Here is a 22617-nt window from a genome sequence, read left to right as displayed (position 1 = left end):
CAACGGGAGGGAATCTTTCTATGAATCCACGTCACGCCAAACGTTTTCTGCTCTTCGCCCTCGTCGCCGTGCTGCTCGGCGTAACGGCGCGGCAAGGGTTCGGGAATGCCTGGGTCTCGCAATATACGTATGCTTCCGCGCCAGCGACGCCGGACACCGCGCCTAAGCCGCCGGCCGTTCAACCGGCCGCTCCCGAGCCCGACAGCGTCATGCAGCCCAAGCCGGTAGCGCTCAGCAAGCGCGTCACCGAGTATCACATCGACGTGCAGCTGCAGGAAAGCACGCATATGCTGACCGGCGAGCAAACCGTCACTTGGATAAACCCGGGGAAGCAGCAGGTGTCCGAAATGTATTTTCACCTGTACCCGAACGCTTTCCGCTCCAAAAGCACGACGTTCATGCGTGAATCCGGCGGTCAATTGCGGGAAGACAGGGCGACCTCGGACAGCACCGGCTACATGAACCTGCTGACGCTGGAGACGACGGAGGGCTACAGCCTGCTGCCGCGCCTTCATTTTGTACAACCCGACGACGGCAACCCGAACGATCTCACGCTGGCCAAGCTCAGGCTGCCAAGCCCCGTCGCACCGGGCAAAAGCGTCACGCTGCGCATGAAGTTCGAGGTCAAGCTGCCCGAGGTATTCGCACGCATGGGGTATTCCGGGAACTTCGTCATGGCGGGCCAGTGGTTTCCGAAGCTGTGCGTCTATGAGACGGCCGGCACCCGCGGCCGGGCGACGGAAGGCTGGAACGTGCATCAATATCACGGCAACTCCGAGTTTTACAGCGATTTCGGCATCTACAGCGTGAACATCAACGTGCCCGCGGCGTATAAAGTGGCGGCGACCGGCTTCCAGACGAAAGCCTCCATCGTATCGGAAGGCCGCAAAACGTATCCATTCTATGCCGACGACGTGCATGATTTCGGTTGGTCGGCCTCGCCGGATTTCGTCTACTCGGAGGAGCCCTTCTCGACCGAGAGCATTCCGGGCGTCCGCATCAAGCTGTACCTGGACCCGCTCCATGCCAAATACAAGGATCGCTACATGCACGCTGCCAAATCGGCGCTTGCGAAATACGCGCAGTGGTACGGCGCTTATCCGTATTCCACGCTCTCCGTGGTCGTACCGCCCAAGGGCGGCAACGGCGCGGGCGGCATGGAGTATCCGACGCTCATCACCGCCTTCTCCGCCGAGAACGACAATCCCGGCTACGACCTGGAGCGCACCGTCGTGCACGAGATCGGCCATCAATACTGGTACGGCATGATCGCCTCCAACGAGTTCGAGGAAGCTTGGCTGGACGAAGGCTTCACCTCTTATGCAGAGGATAAGGTCATGGAGAGCGAATACGGCGTATCGCCGAACCTGCCCGTGGAAGCCAGCTACATGACCGACCCCGCACCTCTGAAGCAGCTGTCCTGGTCCTATCACAGCAACAATCACTACGCGGAAAATGTGTACATGCGCGCCAAGCTGGTACTGGTCGGCATCGAGAAGCAGGTCGGCGATGCGACAATGCGCAAAATCATGCGGACCTACTTCCAGAAGTATAAATTCAAGCATCCCTCCACCGCGGACTTCCAGCGTGTTGTCGAATTGGTCACGAAGACGAAATGGAACGACTACTTCAGCCACTTCGTGTACGGCGACGCCATGTCGGACTATTCGGTCGCCTCCATCCATGTGACGCCTGTCAAGCAGGATGGCCAAACCCAGTACGAATCCGTCGTGCTGATCAAGAAAACCGGCGGCAGCTTCGGACCTGTCTCTATTCTGTTCCACTTCGCCGACGGGACGGTCATGCCGAAGGTGTGGGACGGACAGGAAGCCCATATCCAGTACAAAATCGTGCACAGCGCCAAGCTGCTCTGGGCGGCAGTGGATCCGCAGAACGACAACGTGCTCGACAATAAGCATATCAATAATTTCATGAAAGCCGAGATCGAGGAGAAAACCCGCACGCGCTGGAGCGTCGGCGCCGCGAAGCTGATCGAGAGCATCCTCTCCTCGCTCGCCTGGTAACGCACATGCCCAAAGGAGGTGATTAGGTTGCGCAAGCATATGAAGCAAGGCTGGCGGCTGACGATGAAGCACTTCTATATCATTATCATGCTGTTTCTGTACGAGCTCATTTGGGGCTTCTTCCTCTACCGTACAGTCGAAGGCATTGCCGTTCCGCTGCTGAAGCGGTTCCCGGACGCCTATGAAGGAAGCAGCAGCGCCGTTTCGCTGTTCATGACGGAATCACAATTTCAGCTGCTGAAGACGGATCTGGTCCAGCCTTATGCGTGGCTCTTCTGCGGCCTGCTTGCGGGAAGGATGCTCCTGACGCCGTTTCTGAACGCGGGATTGTTCCATTCCCTGCATCATGCGACGGATGAGCAAGGCACCAAGTTTCTGAGCGGTATTCGAAAATCATGGAAGCCGGTCGCCCTGCTCTACCTGCTGGAAACCACGCTCGCGCTTCTACCGGCTGTGTGGCTCCTGCCGCAGGCGCTGAAGCTGTTCCTTGCCAGCGGAACACTCGTGGAATTCGCGAAGGCAGCCGCGCCCTGGGCGGGTGCTTGGCTGTTGTGGGCGGTGCTTCTACATCTGTTATTCCTCGCGATGCAGTTCGGCGTCGTCTCGCAAAGCGGCCCGCTCCGCGCCTTGTGGAGCAGCGTCGTCAACTTCCTTCCTTTCGCCGGCGTGTCGCTCTTCATGTGGGGGATCGGCGCGCTGCTCAGCATGACGATCGCCTCCGTATCCATGATCTGGGCGGGTCTGCTCGCACTCATTCTGCATCAAGGCTACCAGCTGCTGCGAACAATCATGAAGGTGTGGACGGCGGCCGCCCAGTACGACGTCTGGCAGTCCAAGCAAACCTAGCCTATGAACGGCCGCCCGGCCATTCCATTTCGGAATGACCGGGCGGCCGTTCATTTTGTCGCAAATTCCGCATCCAAGATGAGACAATCTTTGCGCCTGTCGCCCGCTGCCTTTAAGCATGGAAAACGGCGCCAATTTCTCTCGGAAACGGCGCCCCTATACGAATCTGAGAACAAAAAGGTTTCACTCTAATAATTTTAATTTGTGAACAAATCGTGAAGTCGGAAGGAGAACCGACAAAATGGACGAATAAGTAGCCGTAAGAAATGAAAATTTTGCCGAATTCCCTAACGGGAAACGGGGGAACCATTCTGGGTGAATTGATCCCGACAGCCGCACGAAAGCGTTTCGCGGCTGCCAGAGGGTATCATAGGGAGCCTTCAACCGAACCCCACAGCTAACCTCGTAGGCACCGGAAGGAGTTTCTCTCTTGAAGAAGCTTTCTGCACTAGTGATCGGACTTGCCATGCTGTTCATTTTCCAAGCCGGCAGCGTTTACGCCGACTCCAAAATGGACGGGGTTATCCAAGATCTGATCGGAACACCTTATGTGTACACCGGCACGACGACGAAAGGGTTTGATTGCTCCGGATTCACGATGTACGTGTTCAAGAAACTCGGCATCGACATTCCGCACGCATCCCGTTCGCAGGCGCAGCTGGGCAAGAAAATCGCCAAGGGTGATCTACTCCCTGGAGACCTCGTATTCTTCAATACGACAGGCAACGGCATCTCGCATGTTGGCATTTATGTTGGAGACGGCAAGTTTGCACATTCCTCCTCCAGCAAAGGTGTCACGATCAGCGGCTTGAACGATTCCTACTTCGGAAAACGTTATGTCACTGCCCGCCGCGTGATGAGCCCGGAAACGTATGAGAAATACGCTAACGATCCATCCGACGAACCAGGCGATAACGATTCAGATTAAAGCATTGCTGCAACAGGCATGAATTTCACGAATATCAGAGCGCTTCTGATATTGCAGGCAAAGCCGCCGTTGTTTGTCCTTAGGACAAGCAGCCGCGGCTTTATTTGTCTATTCCGCAGACGGGCGGCCGCACCACTCAGACCCGTTCATAGCGTACCCACCAGAAGGTCGGGCCGAGCTGGACATCCAAGCCCTTGGCGTGCGGCCCGAACAAATTATGCAGCTCGACCGGTGTGTCACAGCCTTCGCCGCGGCGGTCGACCATGACAACAGTCGCTCCGGCGTCCAGCCGGTCATGCCAGGAGGCAAGAAAGGCTGTGCGTTCCTCCCGAGAAAGCTCGCCCAGGCAGAAGCAAGCAAGTCCTGCTTCGAATTTCTCCGCTACAGCATGAAGCTCCTTCTGCTTGACTGCCACCGAGACGGGCGTCGCCAGCCTTGGCGTCCGCGGCCCCGTTACTCTGAGCACACGTCTGCCCGCCAGCGTATCTTCCAGCGCGTACTCCAGCTTTCTCCACTCTGTGAAGCGTTTCTCCAGACTGTCCCGCCATTTTGCCATTTTACCGATACCTCCCGATGTTCCTTACGCTGACCGACGTAAGGTTAACATTATGTTTATGCTTCGCAGCCTGCCAACTGACCACAAATCTGCTCCTTAGGCTTGTCCCGTGTCTAAAGAGGAATGAAAAGACAAATGATGAATACTAGGTTAATAGGTTAGATGACGGTATGATTTTGCATGCCGGATAAAGGAGCTGCCGCCTCATGTCCTCATCCTCTCCCGCGCTTGCGGGATTCCATACCACGCTTGCCGCCTGGTTCGGTCATTCGTTCGGTGAACCGACGCCCGTTCAGGAGGAAGCATGGGCTGCCATTGCGGACGGCCGGCATACGCTGATCGCTGCGCCAACCGGCTCCGGCAAGACGCTTGCCGCCCTGCTGCCTTGTCTCAGCCGCCTCGCTATCGCCAAAAACAATGCTCATGGCCGCGGGACGAGCTGGCTGCCCGGCGTGCGTATTCTGTATATTACCCCCTTGAAGGCGCTGAATAACGATATTCAGCATCATTTACTCGGATTTATGGAGCAAATCGAGCCGTTCGGACTTCGGGAAGGGGCGGAAGCCTGGCCGATAATCCGCTCCGCCGTCCGTACGGGCGACACGCCTTCAAGCGAGCGGGCACGCATGGCTAACCGGCCGCCGGATGTACTAGTCACGACGCCGGAGTCGCTCTACCTGCTGCTTACTTCGGATAAGGGCCGCCAGATGCTGCGGAACGTGGAGTCGGTCATCGTCGACGAAATTCACAGCCTGGCCGGCGATAAGCGCGGGGCACATCTGTCACTCTCACTCGAGCGGCTGTCCGCGCTGACGGTCTTTCCCGTGCAGCGCATCGGCGTCTCGGCGACGCAGAAGCCCCTGGAGCGGGTCGCTAGGTTCCTGGGCGGCTGGGAGCCGGACGATGCCCGAAACAAGCTGAAGCCGGGCGAGCAGGCTGCAGGCGAGATCCACCCGCTCGGCTACGCGCCGCGGGCGGTCGTCATCGTCGAGAGCGCGATGACCAAAGCTGTTCAAGTCCGCGTAACGATGCCGGACCTAAACCAGCCCGTCCGCACGCGCGACGGCGTGTGGCAGCCGATCATCGAGCGGATCATGGCGCTGATGGAGGGCGCCCGCTCCGTGCTGCTGTTCGTCAACAGCCGCCGGCTGTGCGAGCGGCTCGTGCTTCGGCTTAATGAGCACGCCGGCCAGGAGTTTGCGCGGGCGCATCACGGCAGCCTGGCGCGGGAGCGGCGTCTTGAGGTCGAGCGCATGCTGAAGGCAGGCGAGCTCCGCTGCCTCGTTGCGACCTCATCGCTGGAGCTTGGCATTGACGTGGGCCACGTCGACCTCGTCATTCAGGTCGACTCGCCCAAAGCCGCCGCCGCGGGCATTCAGCGGATCGGCCGCGCCGGGCATGCCGTCGGCGATGTCAGCCGCGGCTATATCGTGGCGCGTCAGCGCAGCGAGCTGCCGGAGGCAGCCGTGCTGTGCCGCAATATTTCGCGGCGGGACATCGAAGCCATTACGCTGCCCCACGAGCCGCTCGACGTGCTGTCGCAGCATGTGGTTTCTATAACGGCGGCTGCGGACATTGGCGTGGACGCACTGCACAGCCTTATTTTGCAAAGCGAGTGTTACCGGTCCTTTCCGCGCGAGCGACTGGAGGCGGCGCTTAAGGTGCTGTCCGGCTTCTACCCTTTCGCCCGCCCGCTCATCGATTGGGACAGGACCGCGGACATGATTCGCAAGCGCGCCAACACGGCCATGGCCTCTGTCACGGGCGCCGGCACCATTCCCCAGAGCTCCGCATACCCCATCCACCATGCCGACAGCCGCACCCATCTCGGCGAGCTGGATGAGGAGTATATCGCGGAAAGCAGAGTTGGTGATGTTTTCCAGCTAGGGACGAGCTCCTGGATGATCAGCAGCATCGAGAACGACCGCGTGCACGTGAAGGAAGCGCCAAACCGGTTCAGCGAGATCCCGTTCTGGCGCGCGGAGACGAACAGCCGAAGCGTGGAAGTGGGGGTTCAGCTCGGCGCCTTCCTCGAGCAGCTGTCCGTCCGGCTGAACCTCGGGGGCGGGGGCGATTCCGATTCGGAAGCCGACCGGGCGCGCGAGGACGCGGCGGCGGTCTGGCTGGATGCGGAGTATGGACTGGACCATCATGCGGCTTCCGAGCTGATCGATCTCATCCGGGCGCAGCACCGGGCGACCTTGCTGCCAACCGAGCGGCGAATTGTCATCGAGCATTACCGCGACTTGATGAATCAAACGCGCATTATTATTCACAATCCCTTCGGGCGGCGCATCAACCGCACCTGGCTGCTGGCGATCCAGCGGCAGTTTCAGCGCCTGCTCCCCTATTCGATATACGGCAACGCAAAGGACAACGGGATCGAGCTGGTCGTGACGGACTGGGACGCCTCTTGGCTGCAAACGCTCTGGCAAATCAACGCCTCAAGCGTGGAACCGCTGCTGACGGAAGCCATTACAGGTTCTCCGCTGCTTGCTATCGCCTTCCGGCGGATCGCGGAGACGTCCCTGCTGCTGTCTCGCAGCTTCACGCGCACCCCGATGTGGCAGAAGCGGCTGCGCAGCGAAGAGCTGCTCAAGCAGGCGCTGCCGTATGCGGCACATTTCCCTTACCTTCAAGAGGCTATGCGGGAATGCCTGCACGGCTACCTGGACACGAACGGATTGAAAAAGCTGCTCTCGGCGGTCACGGCCGGGGAGATCGAGGTATCGGTCGCTGCATCCAAGGCGCCCTCGCCCTTCGCGGTGCAGTTCATCGCGGACTACGCGAACACGATGCTGTACGAGGGCGACGGGCTGAGCGAGGCCACGCAGCTGCAGCTGCTCAGCGTCAGCAAGACGCTTGCGGGCCAGCTGTTCGGGGAAGACGCCGTACAGCGGGCGGTGAATCCCGCCGTCGCAAGGGAAGAGCAAGCGCGGCTCGCAGCCGGGCAGCTCATTCCGGCGAATGCCGAGGAGCTGTATACGCTGCTGAAGCGGCGCGGCGATATGACGGCGGAGGAGCTGGCCGGCATTGCCGGTCCGGACGCGCCGTCGTGGTTGTCCGCGCTGCACGCCGGCGGCCGAGCCGCGGAGCTGCGCTTCGGGGACGCGGCGCGATGGATCTGCGCGGAAGAAACTGAGCTGTATGCGGAATTTCCGCGCAGCGAGCGCGCGATCGCCTTCATCGCCGGACGGTTCGCGGATAACCGGCTGTCCTTCACGGAGGATGAGCTGCGGGAGCGGTATCCGCAGCTCTCCGCCGATGATGCCGCGCATGCCGCGGACGTCCTGCTGGCCTTGGACCGAACGGAGCATGCGCCATTCGCGGACGAACGGGAGCGGATCTGGACAAGCCGCGGCGTCGCCAGGCGGCTCGTCCGGCTCACGATGGAGCAGGCGCGCAAAGGAGCCGAAGCTATCGATCCGGTACGCTGGCTCGCGCAGATGTCCTTGCTGCAGCATGCCTTATCCGGCTCGCAGCTGAGCGGCATCGACGGGCTCCGCCTCGTCATCGAGCGGCTGCAGGGCTTCTTCCTGCCCGCCTCGTACTGGGAGTCGCTGATCTTCCCTGCACGGGTAACAGGCTATCGCAAGGAGGACTTGGACCTGCTCTGCGCCTCCGGCGAGGTGATCTGGATCGGCCGCAAGGTCGACGCCGAGAAGGAGGGCCGCATTGCCTTCTTCCTCTCGGAGGTGAAGGCGCTCTATGCGCCTGTTATGAAAGCCGCTGCAGATACGGCGGCATCGGCTCCGAGCAGGCACCCGCAGCTGCTGGCCCTGCTGCGCGAAGGCGGCGCGAGCTTCCTTACGAAGCTGAGCCGCGGTTACGGCAAGGTGCCGTCCGAGCTGCTGGGCGAACTGCTCGACTTGGTCTGGGAGGGCGCCGTCTCGAACGACCAGTTCGCCCCGCTGCGTCTGCAGCTGGCGACCAAGGGCAAACAGCTCGCCCGCACAGGCTCCGGTCTCGGGCGATGGTATTGGACGGGCTCACTCGCGGATGCAGGCGATGAGCCTGCCCGTTCAGAAGAGCGCGCTGCGGCTTCGCAGGCGGGCGCCCAGGGCGAAAGCCTGCCGGGCGGGCGTCAGCTGGACGCCCAAGCGCTGCGCGCCGTCAGTTCCGACCTATCGGCATCGGCGCTGCACTGGACGCAGCATCTGCTGGACAGCTGCGGCATCGTTTCGAAGGAGCTGGTGCAGCAGCTGTCGCCCTTCAGCTGGGACGAGCTGCTGCCCGTGCTCAAGCAGCTGGAACAGTGGGGCGTCGTCACGAGAGGCCTCCTCGTGGAGGGCGCGGGGTCATTGCAGTTTGCAAGGCGCGAAGATATAGAGGCCGTCCGTCAGCCGCTGCCCGGACAGGATAACGATGCCATCACGGTTCTGTCCGCGACGGACCCGGCCAACCCGTTCGGTCTTGCAGCCGATTGGCCATCGACGGGCAGCGGCCTAGGCTTCGCGCGCAAAAGCGGCAACTACCTGGTGCTGCAGCATGGCAAGTGGCGCTACTGGCTGGAGAACAACGGCCGCCATATCGTTGATTTGACACCGTCTCTTAAGCAGCCGGATATGTTGGAAAACGTGAAGCCTAGCGATGAAGCGATTCCCGCGTTGCGGAACATCTTCCGCACGCTGCTTCGCCAGCAGAAGCTGAGTAAGATCAAAATCGACCGCTGGAATGGCGCGCCCGTCGCGGAATCGCCTGCAGCCGATATGCTGCGGGCGCTCGGCGCAGAGCGCGACAACCGCTCGCTCGTGATTTGGCCGAGCGATTTGCGGTAATGCCGACCGGCGGGCAGCGTTGAAATGACGTATTAGCCTTGCCTTGCCTGAATAGCAAATCTCTTACCCTGCCGTCCAGCCCTGCTGGACGGCTCTATCGCATTCGCAGCAGCTGTTTCCCGATTGATTCCCTCGATGATTTCTGAGTAGATTTCCAATCAATTCGCCCCACCGCCCGTGCCCCGCCTACTGCTCAGCCTTGCTGCCTGCATGTTCGGTTCAAAGGGCGGTCCAAGTTGAATTCAACCGTCTCGAAGGGCATGCCTTTCATATCGCCTATGCCGCGCTTTCCCTTCTTTCCCGCATCCTTTTCGGATGATTTCACCCTTGCCGGATGCATGATTTCCACCTACTTCCCGCTTTCCTTTTGTGTTATGGTGGGAGGAGTCTATCATGTGAGGAGTCATCGAATGTCCAGACTTATTGTTTTGGGCTGCATCGCCTACTTGGTTACGGGATTCGGCCAATTGGTCATCGGCTCTGTCATGGAGCCCATGGTCCACGCTTACGGCATTCATTACGGGGACGGTGGGCAGCTGGTCATGCACCAATTCCTCGGCGGCATGTTCGGCATTCTGTGCGCTCCGTGGCTGATGAACAAACACGGTAAAAAATTCGTGCTCTTGCTGGCGATCGGCCTTATCGTCGCTGCCGAATTTCTGTACACGCTGCTGCCGCCTTGGCGCGTTATGCTTACCATCGCCCCGTTCGCCGGCGTCGGGCTCGGCATGACGGAAGCGGTGGTCGGCTCGTTCATCATCAGCGCTTCCGGCGAAAAAGCCAATACCGCCATGAGCCGCGTGGAAACGTTCTTCGGCGTTGGCGCGCTGCTCATTCCGTTCGCGGGCGCCGCGCTGATCGAGGCGGGCGTATGGAAGCTGTCGTTCGGCATCGTGAGCCTGCTCGCTGCCGCTACCTTCCTGCTGTGGCTGATTAAATGGCCGGACGTGCTGAATCAGGCAGAGCAGCCTGTCCAGCCCGCTCATTCGCACGGCGCTCGAAGCGGCACTATGCCAGCGCAGCGCGATTATCGCCGGCGCAACAGGTTGATTCTGACTGCATGTGCTTTATTCTTCGTTATTTACGTCGGTCTTGAAATGAGCTACGTGCATTACCTCCCTTCCCTGCTCGTCATCAGCAACGGCATGACGGAGTCTTCCGCTACGCTCACGCTCAGCATATTCTGGGGCGCCATGGTTCTCGGGCGTCTGATATCCGGTCAGCTGGCCGACCGGATCGGCGGAGCTATGTACCTGCTCATCACCTGCTTGACAGCATCGGTGCTCTTTACGCTGATGACGTTCATGACAGGCACCGTGCCTGCCCTCATTCTCATCTTCCTCGTCGGCGTGATGATGTCCGGCATGTTCGCCATCGCGCTCGTCTTCGCCAACCGCGCCGTGCCTGGCGTGACCGAGTTAACGACAAGCCTGCTCATGGCCTGCGGCGGCATCGGCGGCGCGCTCCTGCCTAAAGCAGCGGGGTGGTTCCTCGATGCGTACGGGCCGGGTCCGACCCGCTGGCTGTTTGCCGGTATCACGTTTGCCCTGCTCCTTGTCATGCTGTGGGCCTCGATTGCCGCGCGCCAAGCCGGCCGCGGCGCTGTCCTAGCAGCCGAGGAGCATGCCCATTCGCTCTAAATGAAGGAGGTTTCATGTTGGAGCATGCTATCACACGCCGTAAAGGCGAACTGGAGCACTATAACGCTCCTCTGACGATGGATCCCGCTGAGCTCGATGCTTTCTGGTCTGATGTGCTGCAGGCTTATGCGGCAAAGCCGCTGGATGTTCGGCGCGAGCGGGCGGAGTCGCCTTTTGCAAGCGTCACGGTCGAGCGGCTTACGTACCTAGGCTATGACGAGACACCGATTCACGGCTGGTTCATGGTGCCCGAGCTCCAAGGTCACGCAGAGTCAGCCGCAGGCGCTGCCCATCCCCTTCCCTGCATCGTCACATTTCCAGGCTACACCGACGACCGCGGCTATCCGGAGCGGTACGCTAGCTGGCTGCTCCAGGGCTATGCTGTGCTGGCCGTCGATGTTCGCGGCCAAGGCGGAGAAACGGGCAATTACATGCCGCTGCGGGCCGACGCCGTCAAAGGCTGGGTATCCGGCAATGTGCTGGAGCCCGAAGGCTCGTATTACCACGCGCTAACGCTGGACGCAATTCGTGCGGTTGACGCTGCCGCGGCGCAGCCAGAGACGGACGCGGCCAGACTTGCTGTCGTAGGCGCGAGCCAAGGCGGCGGTCTGGCACTGATCTGCGGGGCTCTGAATCCAAGTGTAACCGCCGTTATCGCCGACATTCCGAATATGTGCCACATGGATTACGGCGTGCTGCATTCCGCCAGCTCGCTGACAGAGCTCGCTCAGCATCTGAAGCGCTACCCAGACCGGCTGGAAGCCGTGCTGCGTACGCTCGCCCATTACGACATGCTGAATCTCGCCACGCGGATTCAATCGCCCGTCCTCCTGTCCGCCTGCTGGAAGGATTCCGTCTGCCTGCCGGAAACGATCTATGCGGTTTATAACCGGATTACCGCGGACAAAATGCTCCTGGATTACCCGTTCAACGGCCATGAAGTGAGCGAGTCGCAGCAGCGAGAACGAATTCTTTTTCTAAATCAGCACTTTCGCCAATATCCGTCAAAATAAGCGATAGACGGCTTTTCCCGATCCGCTATAATTTAAGTAAGTCTGTCATAGCGGGAAGAAAAGCCGTCCGAAGCTTCCCCTTCAAGACCTCCGTCCAACACCTGCCTGCCGCTATTCATACATCCTAGGAATGCTTCATCTGCTTGAAAAAAAGACTTCAGCTGTGCTGCGATCTCCGCCTGGTTGAACAAATCCGGTGCATTATGACCGAGACCCTCCAGCGTGATCAGCCTGCCCTGCGGAATAGCCTCTGCCGCTGCACGGGCGCCTTGCAGCATGAAGGGCGGACTCTTGCTCCCGACCATCACCAATGTCTCCGCCGTAATCGCGGCATAGTTTGCAGCCGTGGAATCGAGGCGAAACACCTGCTCCATCTCCTTGATCAAGGTCGGCAGCTTATCCCGCAGCTTGCGCCCTTCCTTGAACAGCATGGATGGCAGCAGCAGCAGTTTCAACAGCCAGCCGGGCATATGCGTCAAGCGCCGCGAACCGTCGACGCCTTTCAGGAAAATAACGAACGCGCTCAAGCCCTTGCCGCGTGCCATCGCCTGCGTATACGCAGGCAGCCATTCCGACGGAAAAGCGCCGGCGACGGATACCGTAGGCTCGAAGACAGCGATGCGGGCAACCGCATCGGGTTTTGCGCGCGCAAGCTCAAGCGCGATCAGCCCGCCGTAGCTGTGACCGAATACATAGGCCGCACCCGTCGCTTGAAGCACCGCCCAAGCATCCTCGCACTCCTTGTTCATGCTGTACCGTTTGCCCTGCGGGCCGCTCATCAGCCGTCCGCGGCGGTCGACGTTATATAGGGTAAATGTGTCCGATAGCACTTCGGCCAGCATCTCGTATTCGTGCCCTGAGACGAAAGCGCCATGGATCAAGACCAGCCCCGGTCCACTGCCGCACTTGCGGTATCCGATCGAAGTGCCGTCCGCCGAAATTACATGTTGGATACTGTAAGCCGATGTCATCTGCGTCCTCTTTTCCAGCTGCTGCACCTGCAGCCATTGTTTCTCTGTTCGTAGGGTGTCCCGATTTACAGGAATAGATGATGACACTAGGCCGTCTTCGCGCGGCAAGATCAGCTGACCAGAAAGGGAGTGAGCCGCTGCATGAATCGAACGACCGGACCCTCTCCCCCAAAACGCTGAGCGCCTTCGGCTTCCGGAGCCGGCAATTTTCGAACGCAACGCGCTGATCCGTGAATGTTCCAAAGTAAGCGCTATGCAAAAACCAAGCTTATGCTTTCGAAGCGAGTTTTCTGCTCACTAGAGGAAATTCCACGAAGTATGACGCAGAAAACGAAGTCTACGCTTCCGAAGCAAGTTTTTGCTCCCAAGGAAGCCAAGCCATGTAGTTATGCAAAAACCAAGCTTATGCTTTCGAAGCGAGTTTTCTGCTCACTAGAGGAAATTCCACGAAGCATGACGCAGAAAACTTTCAGGAGGCGATACCATGAAACAATCCATCGTTAAATGTCCCGGCTGCGGTCTGCTGCTTGCCAATCAATCCATTGCGGAGCCTCCGCGTTATCATGCATCAGGCGAATGCATGGAATTGTATAATCAGCTCTCCTACTACACCATGTCGCACGGGCAAGAGGCCTTCATTCATCAATTATCCCTTGACGCTTACGGCGCGCAGCATGCCGGTGAAGGCTCGCGCCCGATTACGACGGCGTTCTCGCTAATTGGACTCTATCTGGTCGTCGAACATGGCTTTACCGGCCGTCAGGTGCAGCAGGCGCATATGGAGCTCGGACGCAAAAAGACGGAATGGCCGGACTTAACGCCGCCGCGGGCAATGGGCGCGATCACGGTGCAGGACGTGCTTCAGGCGGAAGCCGGACCGGTGCGCGATGCCCTGATTGAAGAATGGGTTCGGTACGTGTGGTCCACCTGGTCGTACGCCCATGATTGGGTTAGAGAAGCGGCGAAGCCGATTTTAACGGCTTAACCGTTCTCGGCGCACGCAAGAGGCTCAAGGAAGCAGCCGCTGCTCCCTTGAGCCTTTTTTTGAGTCGATCAGCAGCATCCGCAGACACATTTCAACTTTTCCCATACTTCCTGTACGGATTCCAGCACATGCTTGCAGCTTAGATCTATCTGCTGTCTATAGGAGTTGTTGTTCTACTCGGCTATGCTTCGCTCCGTTTTCCCCCGCCTATTCGCACGAACCACGAGAGCAGGAACGATATCATGAGCAGCCCGAGCGGCACGACGCTGATCAAGTAACGAAAGGTTGCCTCCGGATTCGGTCCGGGCTCATTGCCGCTCTTATAACCGAAAGCCAGCCCGACAAGCAGAAAAGCAAGCGAAGAGATGAGCCCGCTGGACCTTGTGATAAACCCGCTGACCGCCGTATACACCCCTTCCCGGCGAAGCCCGCTCTCCGCATAGTCGCGGTCGATGATCATGCCGCTCACGATCGGCGGCGATACGAGGAAACCCGCTAAACCGAAGCCGACCATGACGCCTGCCATAATGCCGCTCAGCAGGCTGTTCCCAAACCACAGCGGAATGACCGACAGCCCGTACGCGAGCAGCGAGAGGCGCCACCCCTTTACGGGATCGATGCGGCGCAGGATGACATACCAGACCCCTACGAGCGGAATGACCGAAACGAAGATCGAAGCCAGCAGAATCGACACCTGCGATTCCGGAATATGGAGCACGTATTTGGCGTAGAACGGAATGATCGAACTCAGCAGGCCATTGACCGTCTGCGCGAAGGAATTTGCCAGGTTGAATATCCAGAACGCATGGTTTCGAAGCGTTGTACGGAACGCATCGGCAAGCCCCGTCGGCATCTCCCGGCTTGCATCCGGGTCCTCGCGCACGTACTTGACGCAAATCAGCATGAATAAGGCGAACGCCGCCGCAAATACGATGGACATGCCGCTGAAGCCAAGCCATGCGTAGAGGATCGGCGTAAGCGCCGTACCGATGAGCAGCGCTATGATTTGAAACCCTTGCTGCACAGCCGATGCTCTCGCGCGGATGACATCGCCCTTGAACAGCTCCGGGAAGAGCGCGCCGTAATTGACCCAAAGCACGGTCGCTGCCGCTTCGTAGAGAATGAGCGCAGCCATGAACCAAGCGAACAGCCCGTAACCTTCCAAACCATGCGGCACCGTGTAGATGAGTATGAACATGAGCATAAACAAGGGCATCGTGCCAACAATCCACGGCCTTCGCCGGCCAAACCGCGATTTCGTGCGATCAGACAAATAGCCTACCAGGGGCTGGTTAACCGCATCCCAGATCAGGAAGATCGTCCGCGCCAGCGTAGCTAAGCCTAAACCGAGCCCGAGCTTCTCCACATAGAAGTAGCTGTAGAACGATCCGAATGCCGTGCTTGGTATCATCATGGCCAGCATACCGAATGCATACATGACCGGGGAATTGATAAGCTTGGTTCTCATACGGGGACCTGCCTCCGCTCTCACCCTATTTTGCATGTACTAGAGTGTATTAACGAAAGCTTAGCGCCATGCACAAAAAAACCGGACATCCTCTAGGGAAGCCCGGCTTGGTAACAGACTGGCACTGTCTGGAGCTTACTCTTGAACGGGGCGACTAATAGGCCGCAAGCTATTCCCGCCACCAGGCCGACTGCGGATAATCCTGCTCCGAAGCATGAACGGTCTCGCCGATTCGCGGCGTCGCAATGCGCACGCCGCGCTCGCGGGCGGCCTTTACGGCACGCTCGACCGGATCATGCCAGGCATGGTAGGCCAGTGTAAATGCACCCCAATGCACGGGAATGAGCAGACCGCCGCGCACGTCGAGATGCGCCTGCACCGTTTGCTCCGGCATCATGTGGATGGCCGCCCACCGCTCGTCGTATTGGCCGCATTCCATCAGTGTAAGATCGAATGGACCGTACTTCTCGCCGATTTCTTTAAAGTGGGGCGCATAGCCGCTGTCTCCGCTGAAGAAGACCGCGTTATGCCCGCTTTTGATGACCCAGGAGCACCACAGCGTGCGGTTTCGATCGAATAATCCTCTGCCGGAGAAATGCCGGGCAGGCGTACAGACCAGCCGCAAGCCGTCGTGCTCCAGCTCATCCCACCAGCCATGCTCCGTCACCAGCTCCGGATCAACCCCCCACTTGATAAGACGGCTGCGTACGCCTAGCGGAACGATGAAGCGCGATGTTTTGTGCATCAGCTTGCGAATGGAGCTCTTGTTCAAATGATCGTAGTGGTCATGCGACAGAATGATGGCATCAAGCGCTGGAAACTCCACCGGCGCAAGCGGCAGCACCCCGCTGTACCTTTTACCCCCGAAGATCGGTACTGGCGAGAGCGTGTCCGCGAACATGGGATCGAACAGCAGCCTTCTCCCTTCAATCTCTAATAGAAACGCCGAATGGCCAAACCAGGTTGCATGAATGCCTTCCTTGGGTGCCTGCGCGCCCAGCGACAGCGGCTGGATCGGAATCGGCTTAGCCGGCTTGCGCTCGGGGTCGCGCCTGACCGCTTCCCGCAGCATGCTCATCGTAGACTTGAAGCTCATGTCCATTGCCGTCGGAACGGCATTCTCGTACTTCTGTTTCCGATTCGTCGTCATCCCTGCTCATTCCCCTATTCTGCGCGGCTGTGCCTGCTGAAAGCTAGTATAGTGGAGCCGCTTCCGCCAAGTCAACGCAGGCGCTAACACATTACAATCCGTGCAGGACCGCACTATACGCGGACATGTTGACACCTTTTCCGTTTATCGATAGAGTAGACCCGACATCATCTTTACTTATGAGGAGAACATTCGGATATGAAGCTGGTTTCTTGGAACGTGAACGGTTTGCGCGCCTGCGTGAACAAAGGGTTTATGGACTATTTCTCGTCGGTGGACGCCGATATTTTCTGTGTGCAGGAGACGAAGCTGCAGGCAGGGCAGATCGAGCTGGAGCTCGGCGAAGCGTACCACTCGTATTGGAATTACGCGGAGAAGAAAGGCTATTCCGGCACCGCCGTGTTTACGAAGGAAGAACCGCTATCCGTCCGCTACGGCATGGAGGAGGATTATGAGCCTGAAGGCCGGCTGCTGACGCTGGAGTTCCCCGGCTTCTACCTCGTTAACGTCTACACGCCGAATGCGAAACGCGATCTGGCCCGACTGGATTACCGGTTGGAATGGGAGGACCGGTTCCGCAGCTACCTGTTAGCATTGGACGCGAAGAAGCCGGTTATTATCTGCGGGGATCTGAATGTGGCTCACGAGGAGATCGACCTGAAGCATCCTAAGCCGAACATGGGCAATTCCGGCTTCACGCTGGAAGAGCGGGGCAAGATGACTGATCTGCTAGGGGCTGGCTTCACGGATTCATTCCGTCATTTCTATCCCGACCGGGGCGATGTCTACTCCTGGTGGTCTTACATGCCGAAGGTGAGAGAACGGAACGTAGGATGGCGGATCGACTATTTTCTAGTATCCGCACGAATCGCGCCGAATCTAATCGGCGCCGACATTCATTGCGAGGTTATGGGCAGCGACCATTGCCCGGTTGTGCTGGAGCTCGATTCGGATAAGCTTCTCCCTCTGTAGACGCGCTTCTACATGCTATGGCCAAGCAAGCCTGATGCAAAGTGACGGATGTTATCAAACATCGTCGCAAACTCAAATGTGAGTAAGAAAAGAAAAGGGTACATTAGCATCGGTCTTGCTTGTCCAAATTCAATAAGCTGTTCAATCATGTAGCGAATGATAGGCTGCTTAGTGAACAGAAATACAACAACGAGACCGATCAGCATACCCGCTGCGATATCCGTCGGATAATGATAGCCCATATATACACGAGGAAACGCAATAAATAAAGCGGTGTAACTAAATGCAAACACGCCAACTCGCCGTGAAACAAATAGGAAGCCAAGCGCCATTCCGAAAAACATGACAGCATGATCACTTGGAAAAGAACTCATCTTTGGAAGCAAATCCAACGTCAAACCGGATGGTATACGAAAGTTTAAGGTAGATTCTATCATCGGCCTTGGTCGATTTACAATAACCTCGGTTATCGTACGCGATATTAGTAAAGCAAAGAAACTGCCGGTTAGCATGCCTAGCAGCGTTATCCGGTTCGAAGACTGCTTCGAATTGTGAAACCAAAGCGACCAGAAAATTGTCATAAACAATAGCCCCTTGAATTCGTCGTTATCTGCAATCATGTGAATGATTTTATTCATAAATATGGAGAACACAACGTGATGATTAATCCATTCAATAGTCCATTGATCCACGAATTGCACGGTAACGACCTTCTCCCCTTATGGTGATTGCAATGCTGAACAACATAAAAAACCGGCTTTGTTCCTATTCAAACGAAGCCGGTCACAATGCTTTTTCTAATTATGGATAAATTCAGGCTGCTTTTCCCTCTGGTAGCCATGGTTCGATGTTCGAAGTGCGTACGAGAAGGATAGGATATAAAACAAGGGATAGATATCGATCGACTTAACGCCGAACGAATTCATTGCAGATAGTGCAATCAGCATGACAACTGCAAAGTATTTATGATCGATCTTACGTATGGCACTGTACAAATAATAGACAAACAAGAGCATGAAGTAACCCACATCAAAGAATAGAATGATCCATGGATTCTCCAGATAGACCGTTTCATGACTGCTGTTATAGAGCAATATCTCTTCCGAAGCCCCGCCTAATCCAAGCATCCTGAACGAGAACAAATGATGGAAAAAATAATCCAGAATGAGATACCGCGCTTCCGTGGACGAATCAGCGCCATTGATCCGGTTGATAAATGTCTGCCCGAGCGGTGAGAAAATCAATGCGGCTATCAGTACAATGATCGGTGTCAGGAACATGAGATACTTTCGGATAAACGCCCAACCGCTCCCTTTGATGGAATTGTTGTATACCAGTACAAGAAACGAAAGGATAAAGATACTTCTCGAACCCGTAACGAGTATATCCAGCATAAATAGAATAAGCAGCGGGTATTTGATATACAGTTTCCTCACATTAATCTGAGTCAAAATCATGCTGAATAAGAAAACCAGCCCATTATCAAGCGGATGCCCGATAGACGTTTTAATCCGATAGCCCTCATGGTATGTTCCTTCAATCCATGTCGGCGTCTCATTATCATAGATGGTTTGGAGCGGGTTCACCTGCAGCATGTATTCAAACAATCCGACGATACCGATTAACGCAAGCACAACCAACATTACATTTGCGGCAAGCCGCAATTTCGCTTCATTATACTGCTTCTGACTGTAGATGAAGTAAAAAAACGAAATAGGAGCCAGGTAATTATGGTTAAACATACTGATACCACTGAAGCCGCGGTGCCAGACCGTAATGGCCAAAAAGATAAATAGCACCAAGAGCGAGATTACGGTTATCCGATTCCAAGCAAATTTGCCTTTTAGTATATCTTCCAAAAATGATAAATAGATCATCACCAAGAGCGCCAAAATCATCGGATGAATCTTAAGCGGATTAAGCCCGTTATGATCATAGAAATCAAGAATAAAGATTTGCCCGACAAGCACGAGCGCAATCGTTACCGTTGGAATCATAAATATAAACGTGATCTCTTTGCCGTACTTCTTCATTAGCAGGTAATACACAATACCAAGCAATACATACGGCAAATAAACGTAAAAATGTGTTCTCAGAAGGAACGCAAAAAACATCCCTACTGCCAGCGGTTCAATAAGCATACATACAACTTTCCAAGATCGTCTGCTGAATTTCCAAAGAATTAGAATAATTCCCGCCAATAGACCGGTTAAACCTGCAAGTCCGATAAACTGTTTTGGCATAGGAAAAGAAGGCTTGTCTGGAACTGAAGCATCTTTGATATCAATAATTAGATGCTGCATAAACTTTTGTTTGGCGAAGGTTTGAAAAACATCCTTCACTTTATTAGCAACCACCGCAGCATGCTCCGGATCGGAACTTAGTGCGCTGATATTGAGTACACGAGTATCGTTCTTAATGTTAACGTCTGTCATTTTATGCAGCTGTTCTAGTGTCAAGGATTTCGCCCAATCATGCTGCGCCTTTAACTGGTTTAGAACATCCGACATAATGACATCTGACTGTAGAATAGTCTGGAAGTCGTTAACGATAGCAAGACCAGCAAGAAGCTCAAGGATCAATTCCGTATTCTCAAAAGCATCTTTGCCCGGCGTTGAAACATCAGAAGGTTGATTCAATACCATAATGCTTGACACGGCTTCATACTCTGTCGTCGTTTTGTTGAACGTATAATAAGCCGCCAACCCAGAACTGATCGCAACACACCAGAGAATAATGATAAGATTCTTGCCAATTCGGGCTAAGTTCGGTTCCTTTTTCAACTCAATCTTCCTTTGTGTTTTACTGGAAATAATAGAAACCAATCTATTCATTCTATAAAGATGTCCAAATAAATAAGGACCCCTTACGGGGCATACCGAATCTACTATGAAGTAAACGCGATAGCGCCATAAGGGGCTGTCTTCCATTCAGCAATAGCTTTTCTTACAACTTCAATTGATTCAACGTCGCTTCGTAGGCTGGTTTTTTATCGTAGTTATTATCGAACAGAAGCGGGTACTCGCTAAAGCCCGTATATTTATTAAGCCAGCTGTTCCCATCCTTCAAGCCCCAAAATACGACAGATTTGCAACTTGGCAAGCTCATAGCCACTTGTATGACACCGCTGTACACTTTAGCTTGGGCCTGCAGCCTTTCTTCTTGCGTACCAGCGAACGTGTGCGTAACGATGTCCATCTCCGTAATATCCGTATCTAGACCCAGATCGCCGAATCGTTTCAGGTTTTTCTTCATTTCACTGTAGTCCACACCTTCGATTTTCAGGTGCGTTTGAAACCCAATCCCATCGATTGGAACTCCTCTAGCTTTCATGCCCGTAACCATTTTATAGATGGCGTTGCTCCGCGGATTGGTTACCTCCGTGTCAAAGTCATTATAGAACAACTTGGCGTTCGGGTCTGCCTCATGCGCGAATTGAAAGGCTAAGTCGATGTATTCCGGTCCTATGTTGTCATACCAAACCGTAGGCCTGAAAGCTCCGTTTTGATAAAAAGCTTCATTCACGACATCCCAAGCGTAAATCTCTCCTTTAAAATGAGAGACGGTCTTCGTGATATGATCCTTCATAATCTGAATCCATTGCTCCTTGGTAAAATGACCGTTAACGACCCAGTCCGGAAGCGATTGATGCCAAATGAGTGCATGACCGCGAATAAGCATATTATTCTTGCGTGCAAATGAAACGAGCTTATCAGCCTCTCCGAAGTCAAAAACGCCTTGCTGCGGTTGAACCTGTCCCATTTTCATCTGATATTCCGGCGTCAAAATATCAAACTCGCGGGTCAAGACGCTGGCATACTGCGCATCGTTAACATAATAAGACTGCGTTGCGATTCCGATATGCTTGTTCTTAATCTCCGCGAACTTCTTGAGAGTGGGCTCTGAAGAATTGTTGACTTCGTTCTTGAGTTGACCTGACATAGAGGATAGTAAATCAAATAACGAAGTATGTAAGCAAAGATTCGTAATTAATAACAGAGCAAGTCCTGTTTTGAGCCCGTATTTTTCCCAAAAAATCTTTCTGCGCAGAAACTTCATCCTACTCGCCTCTTCTCGTAAACAAGATTAGCCTTTTAATAATTTCAGAATTGCGTCATAAGCTGGTTTCTTGTTATACGAGTTGTCGAGAAGCAGCGGATATTCCTGATAGCCGGTATCCTGATTCAGCCAACTATGATCATCCTTCAATCCCCACGTTACAAACGATTTGACGCTTGGAAGGCTAAGTGCAATTTTGTAGACATTGGCATACACGTCGGCTTCCGCTTTCATTTTTGCTTGGAAGGTGCCCTTAAAGGTATGGCTGATGAGATCCATCTCCGTGATGTCGGTATCCACGCCAAGCGCCGCAAAACGTTGGAAGTTTTGTTTCATATCCGCATAGTTTACGCCGTCTATCGTCAGGTGAGTTTGGAAGCCAACACCGTTGATTGGAACCCCTTTGGCTTTAAGCTGCTTAACCATCTGATATTCTGCAGTAGATTTGCTGTTCGTAACCTCGGTATCGAAATCATTATAGAAAAGCTTCGCATTCGGATCTGCTTCGTGTGCATAACGGAAAGCCAATTCGATATATTCCGGTCCAATATTGGTATACCAGATTGAAGGCCGGTACTGTCCGTTTGTCCAGAATGCTTCGTTTACGACATCCCAGGCATAAATTTTACCCTTGAAGTGCTTCACGGTCGTCGTGATGTGGTCTCTTAAAATTTGAATCCATTCGTCACGGGTAAACTTTCCGTCTAGTACCCAAGAAGGCAAAGCGTCATGCCAGATGAGCGCATGGCCCCGAACCAGCATATTATTGTCTCTTGCGAACTTCACAAGCTTGTCCGCTTCAGTAAAATCAAACACGCCTCGCTGAGCCTGCACTTCGCTCATTTTCATTTGATACTCAGGCGTCAGCATATCATATTCGTTACTAATAATCTTGGCATAATTCTTATCCGTCAGATACCAAGATTGCGTGGCCACACCGATATGCTTGCCTTTAGCTACGGCAGCATCACGAAGCCCCGGGGTCGAAGACTTGTACACCTGATTGCTCAACTCATCCGTGAGATTGGACAATACGTCAAAAACTGGTGTCTTGAGGACTAGGTTCAATGCTAACAGCGTAATAATTGTTACTTTCCATCCATGCTTCCTTGCAAACTGGAATAACACGCTCCATCACCCATCCCTCTATAGATTATTCCCTTAAAGGCTTGTCCCGGCATGCGGATTAGCCTTTTGTCGCATTTGCGACAATCAGGAGAACTACCA

At 55.3% G+C, this 22617-nt stretch carries 16 protein-coding genes and 1 riboswitch; of the genes, 8 read left to right on the top strand and 8 right to left on the bottom strand.

What is annotated here, in order from left to right; genetic code table 11:
• Positions 1 to 20: 20 nt before the first annotated feature.
• The 3 genes from KXU80_RS19725 (at position 21) to KXU80_RS19715 (ending at position 3798) form a co-directional block, all read left to right on the top strand.
• A complete protein-coding gene (locus KXU80_RS19725) occupies positions 21 to 2024 on the top strand; it encodes a M1 family metallopeptidase (protein WP_219834888.1) in 2004 nt (667 codons plus the stop codon).
• Between the two features lie 27 nt (positions 2025 to 2051).
• Positions 2052 to 2870, top strand: a complete 819-nt coding sequence (locus KXU80_RS19720; RefSeq protein ID WP_219834887.1) for a hypothetical protein — start codon at positions 2052 to 2054, stop codon at positions 2868 to 2870.
• 266 nt (positions 2871 to 3136) lie between these two features.
• A riboswitch (cyclic di-AMP (ydaO/yuaA leader) is annotated at positions 3137 to 3297 on the top strand.
• A gap of 3 nt (positions 3298 to 3300) precedes the next feature.
• Positions 3301 to 3798 carry a C40 family peptidase gene (locus KXU80_RS19715; RefSeq protein ID WP_258171075.1) on the top strand — a complete coding sequence of 166 codons (498 nt, stop codon included), beginning with the start codon at positions 3301 to 3303 and terminating at the stop codon, positions 3796 to 3798.
• 136 nt (positions 3799 to 3934) lie between these two features.
• Here KXU80_RS19715 and KXU80_RS19710 read toward each other — a convergent pair whose 3' ends face one another.
• Complete coding sequence (locus tag KXU80_RS19710; RefSeq protein ID WP_219834886.1) at positions 3935 to 4354, bottom strand: hypothetical protein; 420 nt, start codon at positions 4352 to 4354, stop codon at positions 3935 to 3937.
• A 206-nt stretch (positions 4355 to 4560) separates the two neighbouring features.
• Between KXU80_RS19710 and KXU80_RS19705 the strand changes: the two genes are divergently transcribed.
• The 3 genes from KXU80_RS19705 (at position 4561) to KXU80_RS19695 (ending at position 11785) form a co-directional block, all read left to right on the top strand.
• Positions 4561 to 9132, top strand: a complete 4572-nt coding sequence (locus tag KXU80_RS19705; protein ID WP_219834885.1) for a DEAD/DEAH box helicase — start codon at positions 4561 to 4563, stop codon at positions 9130 to 9132.
• Between the two features lie 410 nt (positions 9133 to 9542).
• A complete protein-coding gene (locus KXU80_RS19700) occupies positions 9543 to 10772 on the top strand; it encodes an MFS transporter (RefSeq protein WP_258171074.1) in 1230 nt (409 codons plus the stop codon).
• A 14-nt stretch (positions 10773 to 10786) separates the two neighbouring features.
• Positions 10787 to 11785, top strand: coding sequence for an acetylxylan esterase (locus tag KXU80_RS19695; protein ID WP_219834884.1), 999 nt, complete (start codon positions 10787 to 10789; stop codon positions 11783 to 11785).
• A gap of 32 nt (positions 11786 to 11817) precedes the next feature.
• Here KXU80_RS19695 and KXU80_RS19690 read toward each other — a convergent pair whose 3' ends face one another.
• Entirely contained in the window at positions 11818 to 12756 is a 939-nt protein-coding gene (locus KXU80_RS19690) for an alpha/beta fold hydrolase (protein ID WP_219834883.1), read from the bottom strand.
• Positions 12757 to 13240: 484 nt separating this feature from the next.
• Here KXU80_RS19690 and KXU80_RS19685 point away from each other — a divergent pair, with 484 nt between their 5' ends.
• Complete coding sequence (locus KXU80_RS19685; protein ID WP_219834882.1) at positions 13241 to 13741, top strand: DUF5946 family protein; 501 nt, start codon at positions 13241 to 13243, stop codon at positions 13739 to 13741.
• Positions 13742 to 13922: 181 nt separating this feature from the next.
• Here the strand turns inward: KXU80_RS19685 and KXU80_RS19680 are convergent, their stop codons facing one another.
• Both KXU80_RS19680 and KXU80_RS19675 read right to left on the bottom strand, forming a co-directional pair.
• Positions 13923 to 15209, bottom strand: a complete 1287-nt coding sequence (locus KXU80_RS19680) for an MFS transporter (protein ID WP_219834881.1) — start codon at positions 15207 to 15209, stop codon at positions 13923 to 13925.
• 169 nt (positions 15210 to 15378) lie between these two features.
• Entirely contained in the window at positions 15379 to 16359 is a 981-nt protein-coding gene (locus KXU80_RS19675) for an MBL fold metallo-hydrolase (RefSeq protein WP_374987713.1), read from the bottom strand.
• A 198-nt stretch (positions 16360 to 16557) separates the two neighbouring features.
• Here KXU80_RS19675 and KXU80_RS19670 point away from each other — a divergent pair, with 198 nt between their 5' ends.
• Entirely contained in the window at positions 16558 to 17331 is a 774-nt protein-coding gene (locus tag KXU80_RS19670; RefSeq protein ID WP_219834880.1) for an exodeoxyribonuclease III, read from the top strand.
• 8 nt (positions 17332 to 17339) lie between these two features.
• On the opposite strand, the gene KXU80_RS19665 is transcribed toward KXU80_RS19670, so the two are convergent.
• The 4 genes from KXU80_RS19665 to KXU80_RS19650 form a co-directional block, all read right to left on the bottom strand.
• Positions 17340 to 18032, bottom strand: a complete 693-nt coding sequence (locus KXU80_RS19665; protein ID WP_219834879.1) for a phosphatase PAP2 family protein — start codon at positions 18030 to 18032, stop codon at positions 17340 to 17342.
• A gap of 96 nt (positions 18033 to 18128) precedes the next feature.
• Positions 18129 to 20165 carry a YveK family protein gene (locus KXU80_RS19660; protein ID WP_258171073.1) on the bottom strand — a complete coding sequence of 679 codons (2037 nt, stop codon included), beginning with the start codon at positions 20163 to 20165 and terminating at the stop codon, positions 18129 to 18131.
• A 112-nt stretch (positions 20166 to 20277) separates the two neighbouring features.
• Positions 20278 to 21273, bottom strand: coding sequence for an endo-1,4-beta-xylanase (locus KXU80_RS19655; protein ID WP_258171072.1), 996 nt, complete (start codon positions 21271 to 21273; stop codon positions 20278 to 20280).
• Between the two features lie 144 nt (positions 21274 to 21417).
• Positions 21418 to 22518, bottom strand: coding sequence for an endo-1,4-beta-xylanase (locus tag KXU80_RS19650; protein ID WP_219834877.1), 1101 nt, complete (start codon positions 22516 to 22518; stop codon positions 21418 to 21420).
• Positions 22519 to 22617 lie beyond the last annotated feature (99 nt).

The organism is Paenibacillus sp. R14(2021), from assembly GCF_019431355.1.
Classification (GTDB): Bacteria; Bacillota; Bacilli; order Paenibacillales; family Paenibacillaceae; genus Paenibacillus_Z.
The sequence above is the reverse complement of the archived record's forward strand: the minus strand, read 5'-3'. Positions and strand labels throughout refer to the sequence as shown.